This window comes from Actinophytocola sp., from assembly GCF_035634895.1.
In the GTDB taxonomy this organism is placed as follows: domain Bacteria; phylum Actinomycetota; class Actinomycetes; order Mycobacteriales; family Pseudonocardiaceae; genus Actinophytocola.
In genome coordinates this window covers 23,120-40,939 of record NZ_DASQCC010000008.1, presented here as the reverse complement: position 1 = coordinate 40,939, position 17,820 = coordinate 23,120, and the positions used below count along the sequence as shown (strand labels likewise).

Genomic DNA, 17,820 nt, shown 5'->3' with positions numbered 1-17,820 from the left:
TGGCAGAGCGCTCGCAGCTCGAGCTGCTCCTATCGACCGGAGCGACACCAAGCGGACCTTCCGGCGCATTGGTTCACACTCCATACGGTGACGTGCAAGTCGACATTCTGGAAGTCACTGATGCCGAGGTCAACGATCCTCCCGATGATCCGACCGATCGCCTTCACGTCCAGTCTCATGCGTGGGCGGCTTCTACCGCGTCCAACATGGTGCTAGGTGTTGCGGAGCTTGACCCCCTAACGGTGAAAGTCTCTGAGCCTGGCCCCATCATTGCGATGAAACTGCAGTCGATCATGAATCGCGGGGCCGCGAAGGAGGGCACAGATCTCCTCGACATCGTCCGAATCACCCTCGACCACAAGTGTGGCCCCGTCTCACGAGACCAGCTCGAGGCGGCTGATCCAAAATTGCGGGCCGACGCGCTACTCCACGCCCGGCGATGGTTCGATCAAACCGCCGATCGCTCATTGGCGAAGATCCGGAGAGTTCCAGAAGGCAACGATGTCGAGATCGACGATGTAGGGCTGGTCGGCGACCTGCTCATCGCAACGCTTACAGACTGATGACAGACGCAGCATGATCCGCGATATCAACATCCTGCTAGCGCAGTCGTCAACCGCAGGCAACAAGCGACTCGTCGAGACGACCCCAGCCCACGAGCCGTGTTGACGACCTCTGGGACCGCTACCAAGCCGCGCGCAACCAGATCGGTGACTCGACGACTCGGCTGGAGGTGGCGGCCTGATGCCCGACATCACTGACGCCCTGTCTGCGATCGATGCGGCCATTGCCGACGAGCACCCGGCCGACTGCCGGGAGTGTGGAGGTCCGCGCGACGGCTCACCCTCTGTCGACTTCTGCTCGGACCCCTGCCAGACCGCATGGACCGCACGACAGGCAGCCAAGCAGGCCGACGACCGCGGGGCGACGCCGAACCGCGACCTGCCCGAGGCCGCCCCGGTTCGGCCGCTCACCTGGCTTGGTCCGACCCCTGCCGGCGCGTTTCTCAAGCCTGGCCATGAGGTGCTCGACGCTGTTGTGACGTTCGTGTCGCGGTTCTCCGCGTTCCCCAACGAGCACTGCGCCCCGACGCTGGCGCTCTGGTACGCCCACACCCACATCGCTGACCGGCTCTACGTCACGCCCCGGCTCATCCTGGACTCTGCCGAACCGGGCAGCGGCAAGACGCGCGTGCTGGAGGTCGGTCAGTACCTGGTCGCCAAGCCAGAGATGACGATCAGCGTCACGCCGGCGGCCGTGTTCCGGATGCTGGTCGAAGGTCCGATCACGCTGCTGTTCGACGAGATCGATGCCGTGTTCAATCCCAAGACCGGCGGCAACAACGAAGACCTCCGCGCACTGCTCAACGCCGGCTACAAGCGGACAGCCACCGTCGCCCGATGCGTCGGGGACGCCAAGAGCATGAACGTCACCCGATTCCCCGTCTACGCACCAGTCGCCCTGGCCGGAATCGCCGGGGGAATGCCAGCCACCATCACGACCCGCGCGGTCACGATCCACATGCGCAAACGGCGATATGACGAAGTGGTCGAAGAGTTCATCGAGGAAGACGTGGAACGGGAAGCCGCACCCGTCCACGCCGACCTCGAAGCGTGGGCGCACCGCGTGGCCGACGAGGTCGCACGCGCACGGCCCGAACGGCCGGACGGTGTGCGCGACCGGGCGGCCGAGATCTGGCGTCCGCTACTGGCCCTTGCTGATGCCGCTGGCGGGCACTGGCCGGAGACAGTGCGCAAGGCATGCCGTCACTTCGTGGTCGAGGCTGGACCGCAGAACGTCTCGACCGGCGTACGGCTGCTCTCGGACATCCGCGACATCTTCACCGCCCAGAACACCGACCGCATCGGCACGGCCGACCTAATTCGCGAGCTGCACGCGATCGAGGACGGGCCGTGGACCGATCTTCAGGGCAAGCCGCTCGACAGTCGCCGGCTGGCCAAGGAACTGGACCGCTACTCAGTCCGGCCCAAGGACGTGAAGGTCAACGGCAAAGCGCTCAAGGGCTACCGCGTTGACAGTGACGGCGGCCTGGCCGACGCGTGGAGCCGCTACCTGCCGCCGCTCGCCACCCGCGCGACCTCCGCGACGGCCGCGACGGAGCAGGTCAACGAGAACGACGACGCCGAACCGGTCGCGCAACCAGACGCGACCTCCGCGACCACAGCCGCAGAACAAGTCGCGGACGGTCGCGGCAACCACGAGCGATCCGCACCCGCTGTGACCGGCACGGTCGCGGAGGTCGCGGAGGTCGCGACCGACATCGAGGGGGAAGCATGACCGCCGCCAGTCCCAACGTCGCCGCGTTACTCGCTCAGGTTGTGCAACTGCTCGCCACCAGCCCAACCGCCACCGTCCCGGAACCCAGGACAGCAACGCCACAGGACCGGGTGCTCCTGACCGTGGAGGACGCCGCCAAACGGCTCCACATTGGCCGCACCACGGCTTGGGGACTGGTCAAGAGCGGCGATTGCCCTCCGTCCAGATCGGCCGGTTACGGCGCGTTCCAGCATCGGCAGTCAACGCGTATGCCGCCCGACTGCTTGCCGGACACAACAGCGACGACAACTGTGGGGAGGCTGACATGCCGCGCAAGAAGTCGACTCGCAACCCGAACGGCCGGTCGAGCATCTATCTCGGGAAAGACGGTTGCTGGCACGGTCGAGTAACGATGGGTCTCAAGGATGACGGGACACCGGACCGGCGGCACGTCAAGCGCAGGGGTGACGGCGCGTATGACGATGTTGTCGCGGCCGTTCAGCAGTTGGAGCGTGAGCGAGAAGACGGGATAGTGCGCGCTCCCCGTAGCAAGTCGCAAACCGTGGCCGATTGGCTCACGTACTGGCTGAATGACATCGTCGGACCGAACATCCGCTACAAGACATTCGAGGGGTACGAGGGCGACATCCGCAACCACTTGATACCGCGTATCGGTGCACATAAGCTGGCGAAACTTCAGCACGAGCCCGAGCGATTCGAAAAGGTGTACATCGATCTCGCAGCAAAGGGTTACAGTCAAAACACGGTGCACCACGTGCACATCACGGTGCGGGCAGCGTTCCGAGAGGCCAAGAAGCGCAAGGTCATCACCGAGAACCCGTTCGAGATCGTGAAGTCTCCCAGAGTCGACGAAGAGGAAGTAGAGCCGTTCGAGGTCGAGGAGATTCAAGCGCTCCTCACGGCAGCGTTGAAACGGCGGAACGGCGTACGTTTCGTTCTCGCGTTGGCACTCGGCACCCGGAAAGGCGAGTCAATCGGGTTCCGGTGGAGCTGGCTGAATAAGAAGACCAAGGTTCTCCGGGTCCGCAAGCAGCGACAGCGGCAGACCTACCGACACGGCTGCTGTGATCCTGTCGCTTGCGCGGCCGGGAGACACAAGACGAAGCCATGCCGGAAACCATGCAAGGCGCACACGAATCAGTGCCCACCGCCCTGCCCTCCGGGCTGCGCGAAACACGCCATTTACTGTCCGCAGCGAACCGGCGGCGTCATGGATGTTGACGTGAAGTCGCGGGCCGGCCGGCGCGGCATCCGGCTGCCTGATCAGGTGTTCGAGCTACTGATGGAGCACGAGAAGGTGCAGGCTCAGGAACGGGAGTTGGCGGGCGACCTGTGGCATGAGAGCGACTTCATGTTCACCCAGCCCAACGGCAATCCGATCGATCCTCGCTCGGACCACAACGAGTGGAAAGCGCTGCTCGCTGAGGCAGAGGTCCGAGACGCTCGACTGCACGACGCCCGGCACACGGCCGCGACGGTCCTACTGCTGCTCGGGGTCCAGTTGCCCGCCATCATGGACATCATGGGCTGGTCCAACACGAAGGTCGCCAAGCGGTACTCACACGTCACGGCCGCCATCCAGACCAACATCGCGGCCCAGGTCAACACGCTGCTGTGGGGATCCAAGTGAGACCCTGAATATGCCCCACCGGTTCTCCCCTTGAGGATGTTTGCCCTGCAAACGACAAGCACCGCGCCACTGTTCCTGGTGCGGTGCTTGTCTCGTTGTAGGCTCGTCAGCCCACCGGCGGGTACGGTCGTCCCTGTTGGCCGTCCGAATGAAAGATTCGTCTGGCGGGTGTCGTGGCCCCAGATCTGAACGAAGGTAAAGATGAGCACACTTCTACAGCCCTTCAACGAAGCGCAGCTTAAGCTGCTGGAGCTTGTTGCAGTCGTCCAACAGGATCACGGCACAGCTCCTGTATGGTCATACATCGAGCACGAATTTGACCGTATTGACATGGACGCCACTGAAGTGCTCAGTTCGCTTCCATTCGTTGGCAGTCCACGCCCGGGGAACCGTCACTATGGATTTGTGTGGACTGATTCGAACATCCCCATGCCTGGCACGAAGGTCTATCTGACTGTAGCTGGACGCCACCGTGTACAGGGGATTGAGCAGAGGAATACGGAGGCATTCGTCGCTCTTCTGCAGCGACTGGTGACCGCCAGGCTGAATATGCCCATGTCACCGACAGAAGTACAGCAGACATATTCCACCTGTCAAGAGTTGCGCGACCAAGCGGTTGGTTATAGCAACCCTATACTTGAATCGAGCTCACTTGAGCAGATTAAAATGCTTGTGGACTACGAGCCCGCGCTCGCGAGCACGGTGACTCCGGCACCCGACAAGAGAGGAGGTTGGCGAGTTGAACTTCGACGTGAGCTCGCGCTATACAAGGGTGTTAAGAGTGTCGAGCAATACATAAGCCGGGTTTCAGAGTTGCTAACGCCGCCCCAAGTCGAATCAACGGAGCCGATCCCGTCACCCTTCGGCATTGTCGCAGCCTTTGATTACCTCGACGTTGTGTGGCGACTGCGTTTTGCTAAGCCACTCGTGCAGTCAATTAGCGCGGAACGCACAGCAAAGTTGGCTTTTCCGGTCAATACTAGAGATGAACTTAACTCGCAACTTAGCAGCATGGCGGAACTGCTGAAGGGCTTAAGGATACCGCGCAATTCAGGTGGCCATCCCGTCCGATCGATCGCCACGTTTCTTGAACAAGGCGATGTTCTGGACGAGGCTGCGCTAGGTCGAGTGCGTGACGCAGCCGCTGACTTAGGAGCGGTGGTAAACATCAGAAACGCCCAGCAGCATGGTGGTGGCCAAGAACGAGGCGTTGAGGCTACTCGGGTCCTCGGTCTCTCTTACCCAATCGTCGACCCAAGCATGGCGTGGCAGGTCATTCAAAGGCGGGTTGTTTCGGCGCTAACAACCTTGCGCGAGGAAGTTCATTCGTCTTACTTCGCTAGCTTGGACGCCTGAGGTTGTATATTCTCGATGTCGAGCAGCTTTTACTGTAAGTCACAGCGACCCGGCTCCAGAGCGCATCGGGGGTTGTCTTCTGGCTGGCCGCCGCGCTGGCGTCCCTTGACGACGTTCACCAGTTGCCGCACGTCGACCATGAGTATCGGCTCATGCGGGTTCTTGCTGTCCAGCACCGCGCTAAGAGCGGGTATGCGCCAACTTGATAGAGCTGCCGTTGGTTCCACCGCTGTGGCTTGATATACGCCAACATGCAGCCTTGCCGCGCGGGGTCATGACTGAACCCCTCGCCGCTTGCTCCCGCATCCGCTCACCAGGTCGCGCGGGACGGTTTGTGGGCGACTCTGACCACAACCAGGAGTGAGCGCCGACCAGCCGGAAGTGTCCACCCGGCAGGTCGAATGAGACCCTGAATGAGACCCCGGGAGCACGGTGACTGGATCGCACATCGCGTCCAGCCGCCGTTTTGCCTGGTCAGAGAGCGGAGGCGGAGGGATTTGAACCCCCGGACCCGTGAAGGTCTCCTGTTTTCAAGACAGGTGCATTCGGCCGCTCTGCCACGCCTCCCTTGCCCGTGCAAGGGTAGCGGGTTGCGCTCTCCGCCAGGTCAGCGCCGTCCGGCTGGGTGGGTGGGGCAGGCAGTGGATCGTCTGCTTCGGACAGTGATCGGGTGTTTCACCAGTTCAGGACCTTGCGGGGGGTTGTGACCTGGCCCACGCGGGTGCATGCTGGGGGTACGGCGGGCCGATGCGAGAGGCCGCCGGGAGCTAGGAAGGTAGGTGGTGCCGTGGCAATGCGAGTACAGGACGTGGTGGACCGCCGTTCGCTGCGACCCCGCGGGTGAGTTGACAACATCGGCTCGGTCGTGATTGCGGAGCAGTGCCAGGATTCGGGTGTGCACGTGCGCACAACGCACGTCCGCGCGCCACGACGATGTTGATCCCTCCATTCAGGGCACCTCTCGGGAGATGGCCGGAAAGGATCCACGCCAGTCTGGAGACGACAACCACCACTGACAGAACAAGCCTGGGTGCGGCCGCCGGAAAGGGCCCGCACCCAGGTTTTCTGGGGTGCGGGCCCTTTTTCCGTCAAATTTAGCTCAGTGCGGTGTGTGGGTCGTTGGCCTCCGGTGCCGTGGCCACGGACTTCTGCGCGACACGGGCCTGGGCGGCCCGGGTCTTCGCACGTGCCGTGCGCGGCGGGACGCCGTTGATGTCCTCGGTGCTGATCGCGTACGAGCCCAGCACGAACGCGATCGCGTCCGAGTTTCGGTCTAGTGCCACGCGGTCGATGTTGCCGAGGTTGTCACATGCCTGGTGATAGCACGAGTCGAACGCCTGACCGGCGATGCCGCCCCACTTGTTGGCCTGGTCGTCGGTCTTCAACACCTCGGCGCCGGTGAACAGGCCGCCGGCCGGGATGCCGTTGAGGATGAACTCGCCGTAGTCGGAGCGGCCGTCGAAGTCGCGGCCCTCCAGCGGGATGCCGGTGTAGTCGAAGTAGGCGGTGAACGCCTGCTCGATCTGCGCCGAGCCGTACGGGCCGGGGCCCGCGCCGACGCCGTCCGAGTCGTCGCCGTCGAAGGTGAAGTAGCCGGCGTTTGGTGAGCCGATCATGTCGAAGTTCAGGTACAGCGCGATGTCGAGCTGCTGCTCGAAGTCGAGGTTCTGCACGTAGTACTTCGAACCGAGCAGCCCCAGTTCCTCAGAACTCCACCACGCGAACCGCACCGCGTTGTTGACCTTCGGTGAGCTGCCTAGCTGCAGCGCGGTCTCCAGCAGCGCGGCCGAGCCGGTGCCGTTGTCGTTGATGCCCGGGCCCGCGGGGACGCTGTCCAGGTGCGAGCCCGCCATCACCACGTTGTTGTGCCGGCCCGTCTGGGTCTCGGCGATCACGTTGTAGGTCGTGCGCTCCTCGGTGACACCCTGGAGGTTGAAGGTGACCGGCGCGCCGTTCTTCGCGATCAGCGCCTGCCCGTTGGCCTGTGTGATGGCGCCCGCCGGCGCGCTGCCCGGAACGGCGCCGCCGAGCGTGCCGCCCGGTGCGCCCGGGACGTTGTTGTACACGACCACACCGACCGCGCCGGCCTCTGCTGCGTTGGCCGCCTTGACGGCGAACGTGCACGTGCCGCGGCTGACCAGTGCGACCTTGCCCGCCACCCCGGCAGCTGTGAAGTCGGAGACCTCACAGCCCGGCGTCGCGTCCGCCGGGACGACCGCGAGCGTGCTCGTCACGCCGCCGGCGGGGGTGTTCTCGCTGTAGGTCATGCGGACGACCGGCACCGAGGTGCCGTCGACGGTCAGCGACGCGTTGGTGGTCTGGTCGAACAGGAACGGGAACTCCTGGCGGTCCACGATGAAGCCCGCGGCCTCGAGCTTCGTGGCGACGTACTCGGCGGAGTCGGTGTGCCCCTTCGTGCCGGCGGCGCGGGTGTGGTTGTTGCGGTCGGCGAGCCGTTGCAGCGCGATCAGGTGGCGGTTGGTGTTCGCCACGTCGACCTTCTTGACCAGCTGGCGGGCCAGTGCCGGCCCGTCGGGGATCGGCGACGCGGACTGCGCGGACGCTGGCACGGCCACGATGCCGAGACCGGTTGCGGCCGCGAGCAACGCGACCCCGGCTCGGAATGTCGTCTTGGCGGACGGCATGAAGCTTCCTCTCCTCACAGGCTAAAAAGCCGGCGGCCTGATCTCCCCGAAGCCCTGATCAGCGCGCCCGGCTTGCGCAGCCTTGTCCGAACTTTCATGCTGGTCAAGACCCATATACGGACTGTTATGTCGGTCGATTACCGTCTTCCCATGCACGCGATAACGATCACTGAGCCGGGTGGTCCGGAAGTCCTGCGCTGGACGGAGCAACCCGATCCACAGCCCGGCGTAGGCGAGGTTGTGCTGGATGTCGTCGCCACGGCCGTGAACAGGGCGGACCTGCTGCAGCGCCAAGGCAACTATGCGCCGCCACCAGGCGTGACGGATGTCCCTGGACTGGAGTGCTCCGGACGGGTGGCCGCGCTCGGCGAGGGCGTCCAGAGTGTGGCAGTTGGTGACGAAGTGTGTGCGCTGCTCGCGGGCGGCGGCTACGCGACGAAGGTCGTCGTGCCGGCGGGGCAGGTCATGCGCGTGCCGTCCAATGTGGATCTGGTGACCGCGGCCGGGGTGCCGGAGGTCGCGGCGACGGTGTGGTCGAACGTGGTGATGGTCGCGGGGTTGACGGCCGGCGAGACCCTGCTCGTGCACGGCGGGGCGAGCGGCATCGGCACGCACGCGATCCAGGTGGCGAAGGCGCTGGGCGCGCGGGTGGCGGTGACGGCCGGCTCCGGGGAACGGTTGTCGCGGTGTGCCTCGCTCGGGGCGGACGTGCTCGTGAACTACCGCGAGCAGGACTTCGTCGAGGTGCTCGGGGCCACTGTGGACGTCGTGCTGGACAACATGGGCGCGAAGTACCTGCCACGCAACGTCGACGTGCTGGCGCGGCTCGGCCGGCTGGTCGTGATCGGCATGCAGGGTGGTGTGAAGGGCGAGCTGAACCTCGGCAAGCTGTTGGCCAAGAACGGCACGGTGACGGCGACTTCCCTGCGGTACCGGCCGGTTGCGGAGAAGGCGGCGATCTGCCGCGAGCTGGAGACGCGGCTGTGGCCGCTGTTCGAGGCCGGCAAGGTGGCGCCGATCGTGCACGACGTGCTGCCGATCGAGCAGGCCGGCGACGCGCACCGCAAGCTCGAAGAAGGCGACGTGTTCGGCAAGCTCGTGCTGCGGGTGAGTTGACTGCACGTGTCCGCCCTCGGTAAGCGCGGCGGTCGGGCGTGTTTGACGGGGGCGTGGGCCGGGCCGCGGGGCATGGGTTTGACCGCGATCGACTCATCGCACCGCTACCGACTATGCCTCTGACCTGCGAAAACATTTTTCTTTGAATCAGCACCAGAATGGAGAGTAGGCAGCCCCCACCCAAATCCCGGGGGCCACCCCGCCGACCATTCTACCGGTATGGGGTGACGCAGCCTTGCGAAAGCCCTGGTCAGCGGGGGGTGTGGATAACTTTCACCCGGTTGGGTCGGGCGAAGGTGACATTCGCTAGCTGATCGAGGTCAGGGCGGCTACGGCTTCTACCAGTGCGTCTATTTCCACCGACGTTGTGTAGTGGGCCAGTCCTACGCGGACCGCGCCGCCGACCTCGGCTACTCCCAGTGCGGCGAAGACGCCGCTTGGCACGTCGTCGGCGAAGGCACAGATGCCTCGGTCGGCCAGGTGGACTATGACGGTGGAGGCCTTGATGTCGGCGACGGTGAACGCCAGTGCGGGGATGCGTCGCATGGCGTCGCCGATCACCGTGACGTGTAGTAGGCCGCGTAGTTCGGAGATCAGTTTGCCCAGCATGCCTGCCTGGTAGGACTTCGCCGAGCCGATCGACGTCTGGATGCGCTCTCGGCGGCTGCCCGTCGCCGCGTCGTCGAGGCTGGCCAGGTAGTCGACCGACGCGACCAGGCCCGCCAGCAGTGGGTAGGCGTGTTGGCCCAGTTCCAGGCGACCGGGGCCCGTTTGGTTCGGTGACAGTGAGCAGGCTGGCAGGCGTTCGATCAACGCGGGATCCGCGAACGCCAGTGCGCCGACCGTCGGGCCGCCCCACGCCGTCGCGTTGACGGCGATCACGTCCGCGCCGATGGCCTTGATGTCCAGTGGCACGAACGGGGCCGCCGACGACGCGTCCACCACCACCAGTGCCCCGACTTCCCTTGCGAGGTTTGCGATCTTGGTCAGGTCCGGGCGGGTGCCGACCACGCCCGACGCGGCGGTGACGGCGACGGCCTTCGTGCGGTGGTTGATCAGACCCTCGAACTGCCACGCAGGCAGCTCGCAGGTCTCGATGTCGATCTCCGCCCACTTCGTCGTCGCGCCGGCGCGTTGGGCCACCCGGAGCCACGGGGCGATGTTCTGCGCGTGGTCCAGCCGGGAGACGACCACCTCGTCGCCGATCACCCAGCCCGCGCCGACGGACTCGGCCAGGCGCTGGAGCAGGACCGCCGGGTTGGGGCCCAGCACCACGCCGGCCGGGTCGCATCCCACGACGTCAGCGATGGCTCGGCGGGCCGCGTCGACGATGGCTCCGGCACGTTGGGACGCTGGGAAGACGCCACCCGGGCCGGACACGGGTGCGCGCAGCGCGGTCGAGACCGTCGTCGCGACCTGCTCGGGTACCTGCATGCCGGCGGGGGCGTCCAGGTGAATCCAGCCATCACCCAACGCGGGGAACCAACCCCGAATCGCAGCGACGTCGAACGCCATGGCACCACACCGTACGGACGGGTCCGGGGGCGTCGTTTGCGGGGTGTGGATGACGGCTACCCTCGAACCCGTGCAGATGGAACCTGACCAGGACAGCGAACAGCCACAACACATGGTGGTGATGGGCCCCGACGGGACGCCCGTCGGCGCGGCCTCCCTCCCGGACGGCGCTGCCGAGCAGGTCGGCGACATGGTGGAGCAGCCGGCCAAGGTCATGCGCATCGGCACGATGATCAAGCAGCTGCTCGAGGAGGTGCGGGCCGCGCCGCTGGACGAGGCGTCCCGCAATCGCCTGCGTGAGATCCACAAACGGTCGATCGCGGAGCTCGAGGACGGGTTGGCGCCGGAACTGCGTGAGGAACTGGAGCGGCTGTCGCTGCCGTTCACCGAGGGGAACACGCCTTCCGACGCTGAGCTGCGGATCGCGCAGGCCCAGCTGGTGGGGTGGCTCGAGGGGCTGTTCCACGGGATCCAGACGGCACTGTTCGCGCAGCAGATGGCTGCTCGGGTGCAGTTGGAGCAGATGCGTCGCGGGTTGCCGCCTGGTGCTGGTGGGGCTGGCGGTGCTGAAGGAGTTGAGGGGCACGGGCTTCGGGGGACCGGGCAGTACCTCTGAGCGCTTGCGGCTTCTACAACAGGGTTGGCTCGCCTTTTTCGAAGGCCAGTAGGTAGCGCTTGCGTGGGAGGCCACCGCCGTAGCCGGTGAGGCTGCCGCTGGCGCCGACTACCCGGTGGCACGGGATGATGATGCAGATCGGGTTCTTGCCGTTGGCCAGGCCTACTGCCCGGGACGCCGTCGGCCGGCCCAGGCGTTCCGCCAGTTCACCGTAGGTGGTGGTCTCCCCGTACGGGATTCGCTGGAGCTCCGTCCACACGCGACGCTGGAACTCCGTGCCCGCCATGGCCAGCGGGATGTCGAACTCCTTCAGGTCGCCGGCGAAGTAGGCGGTCAACTGCTCGATCGCGTCGGCCGACCGGGTGTCGTCGCGTCGGCCGAACGTCTCCTCGAGCGGGCGGTGGCGTTGTTCGTCCATGTACAGGCCACTGAGCACGCCGTCCGTCGCCACGAGGGTCAGAGGGCCCACCGGGGTGTCCATCACCGTGTGTGTCCGCATGGGTTTAGCGTGCCCTCTCTCGTGAGGTGCGGCTGGCCGTTTTCGGACATGACCGTGTGCGTGTCCGAAAACGGCCGGAACGCGTCCGGGACGGCTGGTGGAGTCTCGGCCATGAACTTTCGCGCACGTCATCAGTCTGGCGAACCACTTGTCCTGCCCAACGCATGGGACGCCATCAGCGCCCGGCTCATCGAGAAGGCCGGGGCCGAGTTCATCGCCACCACCAGTGCCGGGGTTGCCTGGAGTCTCGGGGTGCCCGACGGCGACCGCCTGGATCCGGACGACGCCGTCGCGGCGGTCGCGCGGATCGTGCGCGTGGTCGATGTGCCCGTCACCGCGGACGTCGAGGGTGGGTACGGGGACGTCAGCCGCACGGTCCGGAAGGTTCGGGACGTCGGGGTCGTCGGCGTCAACATCGAGGACGGCGCTTCGGCGCGGCCCGATCGGATCGCGCAGGCTCGGGCGGTCGACGACGAGCTCTTCGTCAACGCACGTATCGACACGTTCCTGCTCGGTGTGGGTGGCATCGGCGAGACTGTCAAGCGGGCTCGGCAGTACCTCGACGCCGGAGCGGACGGGATCTTCGTGCCCGGGGTGACCGACACCGACGTCATCGCGGAGTTGGCCGAGAGGGTTCCCGCGCCGCTCAACATCATGGCTGGGCCCGGCGCGCCGTCCGTTGCCGAGCTGGCCAAGGTCGGGGTGCGGCGGGTCAGCGTCGGTGCCTCGATCCCGATGGCCGCCTACTCGCTCGTGGTGGACGCGGCCGCCGAGATCCTCGGGTTCGGCACCTACGACCAGACCCGCGGCGGGCTGACGCACGGTGACCTGAACTCCGCCTTCGCCTACTGACCTCCCGACCGGCAGGAAACCAGCCGGTCGGTATCGACATACCGGCCGGTTGGTTCTTCCTCTGTGAGGCACACCACAGCCGCGGGTGAACCAGCGGTAGACGTCAATTCCAGCGGTGGTCGTCCGCACCGTGGAAATCTGATCTGTGCCGGGGCCCGGCTCCGACACAGCCCAATTTCACATGGGGATGACCATGACAATCTCGATCACCAACCGGCCCGCGCCGGCGTGGCTCCGAGAACTCGCCCACGGCCGCGCATCCTACGAGGAGTTACTTGGCTGGCCGGTCTCTGTGCAGGTGGGTAAGCGGGTACTCATCGTCGCGATCGGCCAGGTGCTCGACGCCGTGACCATGCCGGCGAGTCTCGGCGCGCGGGTACACGCTGAACTGGGCATCGCGATGCTGTCCGCTCCTGTCGTCACAGAGCCGGAAGGCAAGCGCTGGACCTTCCTCACCAAGCCGCTCGACCGGCTGCGACCGAACATCGCGGCCGATCTCTCTCACCTTCGGGTCGACGTCGCGCCACACGGTGCGCACATCGTCATCCCGACCGAACCGCAGACGACTTCCGGGCAGGAGTGGCGCTGGATCGATCCGCCGAGCCCGACCCGTACGCTGCCGCCTGCCTACGCGGTGATCGGCGTGACGCGCCGGCTCACTCAGGGACAGGAGTTGGCCGCGTAGATCAGTCTCCCCCGTGGGCCGAACCTGCCAGACTTCGGGCGGAACCAGAACGCCTGCCGGCGCATCTACGTTCCGAAGACAGGACCCGGCCCCGGGGGGATTGACATGCCTGACATCCAGTACTCGTTCGGCACCGGCGAAGGCGATCCGAACGTCCACCACTCGGAGGCGGACGTCGACGTGGACGGCGACGGCGTCGTCGACGGCGTCGCGCTGGACTTCGACGGCGACGGCCGGGTCGACGACGTCATGTGGGACTCCGACGGCGACGGTGTCGCGGACACGGCGTTGCTCGACGAGAACGACGACGGCGTCGCGGAGGACGCCTACAGCGATCCGACCGGTGCGGGCACGTGGAACGCGCACGGCCAGGGCGGCGGACACGCCCAGAACGCGCCGGAGCCGTCGCCAGGTCCGACCGATCCGAAGCCCGAGGGCGGCGACGACACGGACAACGGCTATGAGCCGTACGGCACGGGCGCCGGTGACGACCACGGTGGCGGCGAGGTGCCGGCCGATCTGCCCGATGACGGCGCCGACCACGACGACAACAGCACGCCGGAGTTGCCGGACACGGGGGGCGACGACTCGGACTCCGACGACGCCGGCTCGGACGACGCCGGCTCGGACTACGAGCCTCGGGACGACGAGGACGGCGACACCACGCCGTTGTTCGACGGGCTGGAAGACGCTCCGGACGTCGACCGCGAGGCGGTCAGCGGGTGGTACGACGACATGATGAACTAGGTGTTCTGAAGCCCTGTTCTCCGGCCGCCAGGCCGGGGAACAGGGCTTTTGCTTGTTTGGGAGGCCCTGACGCGCGCTTCCCCGAAGCGAGCGAGGCATGTGTCGCGGCATAGGCGCCGCTTGTGACTGTCTTCCACGGCCTGACCTGCGAAAACAATTTTCGCCGAATCAGCACCAGAATGGAGAGTAGGCAGCCCCCACCCAAATCCCGGGGGCCACCCCGCCGACCATTCTACCGGTAGAGGGTGACGCAGCCTTGCGAAAGCCCTGGTCAGCGGGGGGTGTGGATAACTTTCACCCGGTTGGGTCGGGCGAAAGTGACATTCGTGGCTCGCGGTGTGGAGGGACTGGGTTTTGGGTCACTCTGCGGGTGGGTGGTCGTCGTGTAGGCGGATGCGTAGGGGGAGAACGAACCACAGGGCGGCGAACAGGGCCGCGAACAGTGTCGTGATCACGATCGCTACGGCTGGGCCGGCTACCACCTCGAAGAGCAGGAACACCGTCGCCGTCATCGAGACCGCCAGGAACGCCAGGCCTGCCACCGTCAGACTGTTCGCCGCTCGGAGGATCTGGGGGCGTTGACCGTGGCGGAACAGCAGGCGGTGCCAGGCTGCCGGTGCGGTCAGGCACGCCACCGCCGCCGTTGCGAACACCACCGCCACCAGGTGCACGACCTGTTCCAGGCCCGACGCTCGGGCGTAGTGCTCGGTGAACGCCACCGCCAGCAGGAAGCCGAACAGGAACTGCACGCCGCCCTGTGCCACGCGTAGTTCCTGCAGCAGCTCGCTCACGTTGCGGGTCAGCTGCTCGTCTCGGGTCTCGGTGGCCGCCATGGCTGAGTTCTACCTTGGGCCGGGGCGAAAACGCCAGGTCGCGTCAGCTCACCCGGTCGCCGGGGATCGGGTAGAGGTAGTCCCTGCCGTCCACCACGCAGTACGCCACCAGCGGGCGGTCGGGGCCCTTCGGCCTGGTGACCGCGGTGAAGACGTGGATGCCGGGGAACGGGTCGGCGATCGCGTCGATCGTGTGGGTGTTCGGGTCCCAGGTGTGGGGGTGCCAGCCGTGTGGCTCCAGTGACGAGTACATCCACGACTCGTATCGGAGCGTGCCCAGTGGGAAGCGGTCCGCCTGTGCCGCGAGGGTTTCGCGGGTCGACGGGTCGATCGGGCCGCTGTCGGAGAACGCCATCACGGCATAGCCGGTGCCATCGTGGGTCGCGAAGCGGAGCTCGACGGTCTCGTAGACACCCTTGCGCTGTGCGGAGATCCAGATCGCGTGGGCCTGCTTCGCCTTGCCCTCGCTGAACATCCCCCTCATCACCGCCGCGAATCCCGACTCCGTGTCGAGACTCGCCGCGAGTGCGGCAGTGTCCACCTGTCCTCCATGGCGGTCGGCCCGAGCTGCTCCCTTCCAGCGCGTTTGCACTGTACAGACCATCTGGTGTTCAGCGCAGGACGAAACGTGAAATCTGTTCGCGGTGGCAGGCCAGTAGCGAGGACAACGTGACGGCGCCTGGCATCATGAGCACGGCGACATCCGGTTTCGTCGGGGAGGTCCTGGTTGCCCGACGTCACCGACGACCACTTTCCCCGCCAGCCCGAGCTGAGTGGCAAGCTCGCGCGGTTCCGGCTCGTCCGGAAGCTGGCGGAGACGAACACGAGCGTCGTCTACCTCGCCGAGGAGACCGACCTCGGCAACCGTTCGGTGGCGATCAAGGTGATCGTGCCGGCGCTGGCACGTGACGAGATCCTGCGTGCCGCCAGCCTCGACCACCACAACATCGTCCCCGTCCACTTCGCACAGACCGACGGCGAGCTGCTCTACCTCGTCATGCCCTACGTGGACGGTCCGAACCTGCGTGAACTGCTGACGAACGGCCCGCTCGACCTGTCCTGGACCGTCCACATGATCCGCGAGGTGGCCGCCGCACTGGACTTCGCGCACGCGGCCGGGGTCGTGCACCGGGACGTCAAGCCCAGCAACATCCTCGTCGACCGCCAGTCCGGCCGGGTGCTGCTGTGCGACTTCGGCATCGCGGCGCATGCGTTCACCGGGGCCGGTCGCGCCGGTGTCGGCACGCCCGGGTTCGTCGCGCCGGAGCTGATCCCCGGCGGGGGACGGGCGGGGGCGCCGATCGACCCGCGGGCGGACGTCTACTCGCTCGGCGCCGTGCTGTACCAGTGCCTCACCGGCCGTCCGCCGTACGCGCACTCCGACGTCAACGCGTTGCTGTGGGCGCAGGGCCACGAGAAACCGCGGCCGGTCACCGCGCTGCGGCCGGAGCTGCCTACGGCACTTGACGACGTCCTCGCCACCGCGCTCGCGAAGCGGCCGCGGGACCGGCACACGACCTGCCTGGAGCTGGCCGACGAGCTGAGGCTGGCGGTGTCCGGCCGCCCGGTACGCGACGTGCGGCGCACGCCCCGCCCAAAGGGGCGTTGAAAGCCGGACGCCGCGGCGCCGTGCGAGCGGGGCGGACCGGCCACCAGGAACCTCGTCACCACTTGTCGGAGGTGACGATCGCCTTCAGCTGGTCGAGGGTCAGCGGCGGCTGCGGCGCGAGGATCTCACCGCCCGGCGAGTCGAGCACCGCACCGCTGGGGTCCTCCTGGTTGCTGACCTGGATGAGCACCGTCGTCCCGTCGGGTCGCTTGAGGCACGCCAGGTACGACGCCGCGCCGGGAGCCCGGTGCCCGGTCCCGGTCGCCAGCTGGGAACCGTCGGGCAGGGTGCTGATGTCACAGTCCGCCACGAAGGAAAGGTGGCACCACTCGCTCGGCTCCGGATCGCTGGGATGGATCGCCAGGAAGAAGCTCCCGGTGAAGCCCGCGGAGGTCAGAGTCCCGCCGATGACCGCGGTGGTGGGGTACGCGGGGTTCGTCGACGGGGTGTCGACCAATCCTGACCCCGGTGGCATGTCGACGGTCGAGGGCTGGGGACCCCCTGGCAACGTGTCCTTCATGGTCACCTCGAACGTCGCGGTGTCGCCGAGTACCGCCCTGAACCGGGCGATCAGCTCATCCGGCGTGGTGGGGATGCGTGCCGTGGACGGTGCGGTCGACGAGGTGGCCGGTGGGCCGGCGGCGTCCGTGCCGGAGTCGCGGGGTACCAGCCACACCGCACCCGCGACCAGGCCGGCCACCGCGACGACAGTGGTCGCGACGGGTATCAGCCGCACGGCCCGGCGTGGCCGCGTGACCGGGGCCGTGGCCACGGCCGTGGCGTCGGCGCGCCGCTCCAACTCGGCGAAGGCGTCGTGGAGGTTGCGTAGGTCGCTCATGGGGTCTCCTGGAAGTTGGGGGCCGTGACGGTGAGGTCGATGCGCAGAGCGGCGAGCGCCCGATGGATCTGGCTGCGTACGGTCGTTTCCCGGCACCCCAGCTGTGTGGCGATGTCCATGTCGGACAGGCCCGCGTAGTAGCGCAGGACCACGGCCGCGCGCTGCTTCCTGGGCAGGCCGGCGAGGCGGCGGATCATCGCGTCCCGCTCGGCCCGCTCGTCCGCGCCGTCGGAGATCACCATCGGCTCGACCTCGGCGCGTGGGGACGTGCGGGTCAGCCTTCTGCGCCAGGACAGGTACTCGTTGACGACCATCCGCCGCACATAGGCGTTCGGCTCGGCCATCCCCGATATCCGGTTCCACCGCTCGAACGCCCGGCCGAGCACGTCGCTCACCAGGTCCTCGGCCAGCCACGTCTGGCAGGTCAGGACCGTGGCGAACCGCATCAGCGCGGGACGCTGCCTGGCCACGTACTCGGCGAACTCCATCGGCCACTCCCGATCATCGACTCGACCTCGATTTCGCATCCCTAATGAGGAAGTGACCCGTTTTGTTGCATTCGGTCCCCGGCTGCCGGACCA

18 protein-coding genes and 1 tRNA gene are annotated in these 17,820 nt (G+C 66.6%); 11 read left to right on the top strand and 8 right to left on the bottom strand.

Annotation, left to right across the window (positions count from 1 at the left end):
* Nucleotides 1-92 precede the first annotated feature (92 nt).
* From VET29_RS01750 to VET29_RS01735, 5 genes are all read left to right on the top strand, one after another.
* Nucleotides 93-563, top strand: coding sequence for a hypothetical protein (locus VET29_RS01750; RefSeq protein WP_324913627.1), 471 nt, complete (start codon nt 93-95; stop codon nt 561-563).
* Nucleotides 564-744: 181 nt separating this feature from the next.
* Nucleotides 745-2,298 (top strand): DUF3631 domain-containing protein, encoded by a 1,554-nt coding sequence (locus tag VET29_RS01745; protein WP_324913625.1) that lies wholly within the window; start codon nt 745-747, stop codon nt 2,296-2,298.
* A complete protein-coding gene (locus VET29_RS44020; protein ID WP_349256440.1) occupies nt 2,295-2,687 on the top strand; it encodes a helix-turn-helix domain-containing protein in 393 nt (130 codons plus the stop codon). The genes VET29_RS01745 and VET29_RS44020 overlap by 4 nt, the downstream gene beginning before the upstream one ends.
* Nucleotides 2,603-3,928 carry a tyrosine-type recombinase/integrase gene (locus tag VET29_RS01740; RefSeq protein ID WP_324913623.1) on the top strand — a complete coding sequence of 442 codons (1,326 nt, stop codon included), beginning with the start codon at nt 2,603-2,605 and terminating at the stop codon, nt 3,926-3,928. Before VET29_RS44020 ends, VET29_RS01740 begins: the two co-directional genes overlap by 85 nt.
* 201 nt (nt 3,929-4,129) lie before the next feature.
* A complete protein-coding gene (locus VET29_RS01735; RefSeq protein ID WP_324913621.1) occupies nt 4,130-5,284 on the top strand; it encodes a hypothetical protein in 1,155 nt (384 codons plus the stop codon).
* A gap of 482 nt (nt 5,285-5,766) precedes the next feature.
* On the opposite strand, the gene VET29_RS01730 is transcribed toward VET29_RS01735, so the two are convergent.
* A tRNA-Ser gene (locus VET29_RS01730) sits at nt 5,767-5,851 on the bottom strand.
* 527 nt (nt 5,852-6,378) lie between these two features.
* On the bottom strand, nt 6,379-7,929 hold the full coding sequence (locus VET29_RS01725; protein WP_324913620.1) for a M28 family metallopeptidase: 1,551 nt from the start codon (nt 7,927-7,929) through the stop codon (nt 6,379-6,381).
* A 150-nt stretch (nt 7,930-8,079) separates the two neighbouring features.
* On the opposite strand from VET29_RS01725, the gene VET29_RS01720 reads away from it, so the two are divergent.
* A complete protein-coding gene (locus tag VET29_RS01720) occupies nt 8,080-9,045 on the top strand; it encodes an NAD(P)H-quinone oxidoreductase (RefSeq protein ID WP_324913618.1) in 966 nt (321 codons plus the stop codon).
* 306 nt (nt 9,046-9,351) lie between these two features.
* Here the strand turns inward: VET29_RS01720 and VET29_RS01715 are convergent, their stop codons facing one another.
* A complete protein-coding gene (locus tag VET29_RS01715) occupies nt 9,352-10,560 on the bottom strand; it encodes a cysteine desulfurase-like protein (RefSeq protein WP_324913616.1) in 1,209 nt (402 codons plus the stop codon).
* Between the two features lie 76 nt (nt 10,561-10,636).
* On the opposite strand from VET29_RS01715, the gene VET29_RS01710 reads away from it, so the two are divergent.
* On the top strand, nt 10,637-11,176 hold the full coding sequence (locus tag VET29_RS01710; RefSeq protein ID WP_324913667.1) for a bacterial proteasome activator family protein: 540 nt from the start codon (nt 10,637-10,639) through the stop codon (nt 11,174-11,176).
* Nucleotides 11,177-11,189: 13 nt separating this feature from the next.
* On the opposite strand, the gene VET29_RS01705 is transcribed toward VET29_RS01710, so the two are convergent.
* A complete protein-coding gene (locus VET29_RS01705) occupies nt 11,190-11,675 on the bottom strand; it encodes a methylated-DNA--[protein]-cysteine S-methyltransferase (RefSeq protein ID WP_324913614.1) in 486 nt (161 codons plus the stop codon).
* Between the two features lie 111 nt (nt 11,676-11,786).
* Between VET29_RS01705 and VET29_RS01700 the strand changes: the two genes are divergently transcribed.
* From VET29_RS01700 to VET29_RS01690, 3 genes are all read left to right on the top strand, one after another.
* Nucleotides 11,787-12,527, top strand: a complete 741-nt coding sequence (locus tag VET29_RS01700) for an isocitrate lyase/phosphoenolpyruvate mutase family protein (RefSeq protein ID WP_324913612.1) — start codon at nt 11,787-11,789, stop codon at nt 12,525-12,527.
* Nucleotides 12,528-12,720: 193 nt separating this feature from the next.
* On the top strand, nt 12,721-13,212 hold the full coding sequence (locus VET29_RS01695; RefSeq protein ID WP_324913610.1) for a hypothetical protein: 492 nt from the start codon (nt 12,721-12,723) through the stop codon (nt 13,210-13,212).
* 105 nt (nt 13,213-13,317) lie between these two features.
* Nucleotides 13,318-13,959 (top strand): hypothetical protein, encoded by a 642-nt coding sequence (locus VET29_RS01690; protein ID WP_324913608.1) that lies wholly within the window; start codon nt 13,318-13,320, stop codon nt 13,957-13,959.
* Nucleotides 13,960-14,318: 359 nt separating this feature from the next.
* On the opposite strand, the gene VET29_RS01685 is transcribed toward VET29_RS01690, so the two are convergent.
* Together VET29_RS01685 and VET29_RS01680 are read right to left on the bottom strand one after the other, a co-directional pair.
* Nucleotides 14,319-14,792, bottom strand: a complete 474-nt coding sequence (locus VET29_RS01685) for a DUF6328 family protein (protein WP_324913606.1) — start codon at nt 14,790-14,792, stop codon at nt 14,319-14,321.
* 43 nt (nt 14,793-14,835) lie between these two features.
* A complete protein-coding gene (locus VET29_RS01680; RefSeq protein ID WP_324913604.1) occupies nt 14,836-15,333 on the bottom strand; it encodes a hypothetical protein in 498 nt (165 codons plus the stop codon).
* Nucleotides 15,334-15,519: 186 nt separating this feature from the next.
* On the opposite strand from VET29_RS01680, the gene VET29_RS01675 reads away from it, so the two are divergent.
* Nucleotides 15,520-16,401, top strand: a complete 882-nt coding sequence (locus tag VET29_RS01675; protein WP_324913603.1) for a serine/threonine-protein kinase — start codon at nt 15,520-15,522, stop codon at nt 16,399-16,401.
* Nucleotides 16,402-16,456: 55 nt separating this feature from the next.
* Here VET29_RS01675 and VET29_RS01670 read toward each other — a convergent pair whose 3' ends face one another.
* The gene (locus VET29_RS01670) at nt 16,457-17,239 is read right to left on the bottom strand and encodes a hypothetical protein (RefSeq protein WP_324913601.1); all 783 of its coding nucleotides are present in this window, start codon (nt 17,237-17,239) and stop codon (nt 16,457-16,459) included.
* Nucleotides 17,236-17,727, bottom strand: a complete 492-nt coding sequence (locus tag VET29_RS01665; protein ID WP_324913599.1) for a SigE family RNA polymerase sigma factor — start codon at nt 17,725-17,727, stop codon at nt 17,236-17,238. Before VET29_RS01665 ends, VET29_RS01670 begins: the two co-directional genes overlap by 4 nt.
* Between the last annotated feature and the right edge of the window lie 93 nt (nt 17,728-17,820).

Coding starts and splice junctions, on each gene's coding strand:
- VET29_RS01720 (WP_324913618.1), top strand. CDS start 8,080: ATGCACGCGATAACGATCACTGAGCCGGGTGGTCCGGAAGTCCTGCGC.
- VET29_RS44020 (WP_349256440.1), top strand. CDS start 2,295: ATGACCGCCGCCAGTCCCAACGTCGCCGCGTTACTCGCTCAGGTTGTG.
- VET29_RS01670 (WP_324913601.1), bottom strand. CDS start 17,239: ATGAGCGACCTACGCAACCTCCACGACGCCTTCGCCGAGTTGGAGCGG.
- VET29_RS01715 (WP_324913616.1), bottom strand. CDS start 10,560: ATGGCGTTCGACGTCGCTGCGATTCGGGGTTGGTTCCCCGCGTTGGGT.
- VET29_RS01705 (WP_324913614.1), bottom strand. CDS start 11,675: ATGCGGACACACACGGTGATGGACACCCCGGTGGGCCCTCTGACCCTC.
- VET29_RS01745 (WP_324913625.1), top strand. CDS start 745: ATGCCCGACATCACTGACGCCCTGTCTGCGATCGATGCGGCCATTGCC.
- VET29_RS01695 (WP_324913610.1), top strand. CDS start 12,721: ATGACAATCTCGATCACCAACCGGCCCGCGCCGGCGTGGCTCCGAGAA.
- VET29_RS01735 (WP_324913621.1), top strand. CDS start 4,130: ATGAGCACACTTCTACAGCCCTTCAACGAAGCGCAGCTTAAGCTGCTG.
- VET29_RS01725 (WP_324913620.1), bottom strand. CDS start 7,929: ATGCCGTCCGCCAAGACGACATTCCGAGCCGGGGTCGCGTTGCTCGCG.
- VET29_RS01690 (WP_324913608.1), top strand. CDS start 13,318: ATGCCTGACATCCAGTACTCGTTCGGCACCGGCGAAGGCGATCCGAAC.
- VET29_RS01710 (WP_324913667.1), top strand. CDS start 10,637: ATGGAACCTGACCAGGACAGCGAACAGCCACAACACATGGTGGTGATG.
- VET29_RS01665 (WP_324913599.1), bottom strand. CDS start 17,727: ATGGAGTTCGCCGAGTACGTGGCCAGGCAGCGTCCCGCGCTGATGCGG.
- VET29_RS01700 (WP_324913612.1), top strand. CDS start 11,787: ATGAACTTTCGCGCACGTCATCAGTCTGGCGAACCACTTGTCCTGCCC.
- VET29_RS01740 (WP_324913623.1), top strand. CDS start 2,603: ATGCCGCGCAAGAAGTCGACTCGCAACCCGAACGGCCGGTCGAGCATC.
- VET29_RS01685 (WP_324913606.1), bottom strand. CDS start 14,792: ATGGCGGCCACCGAGACCCGAGACGAGCAGCTGACCCGCAACGTGAGC.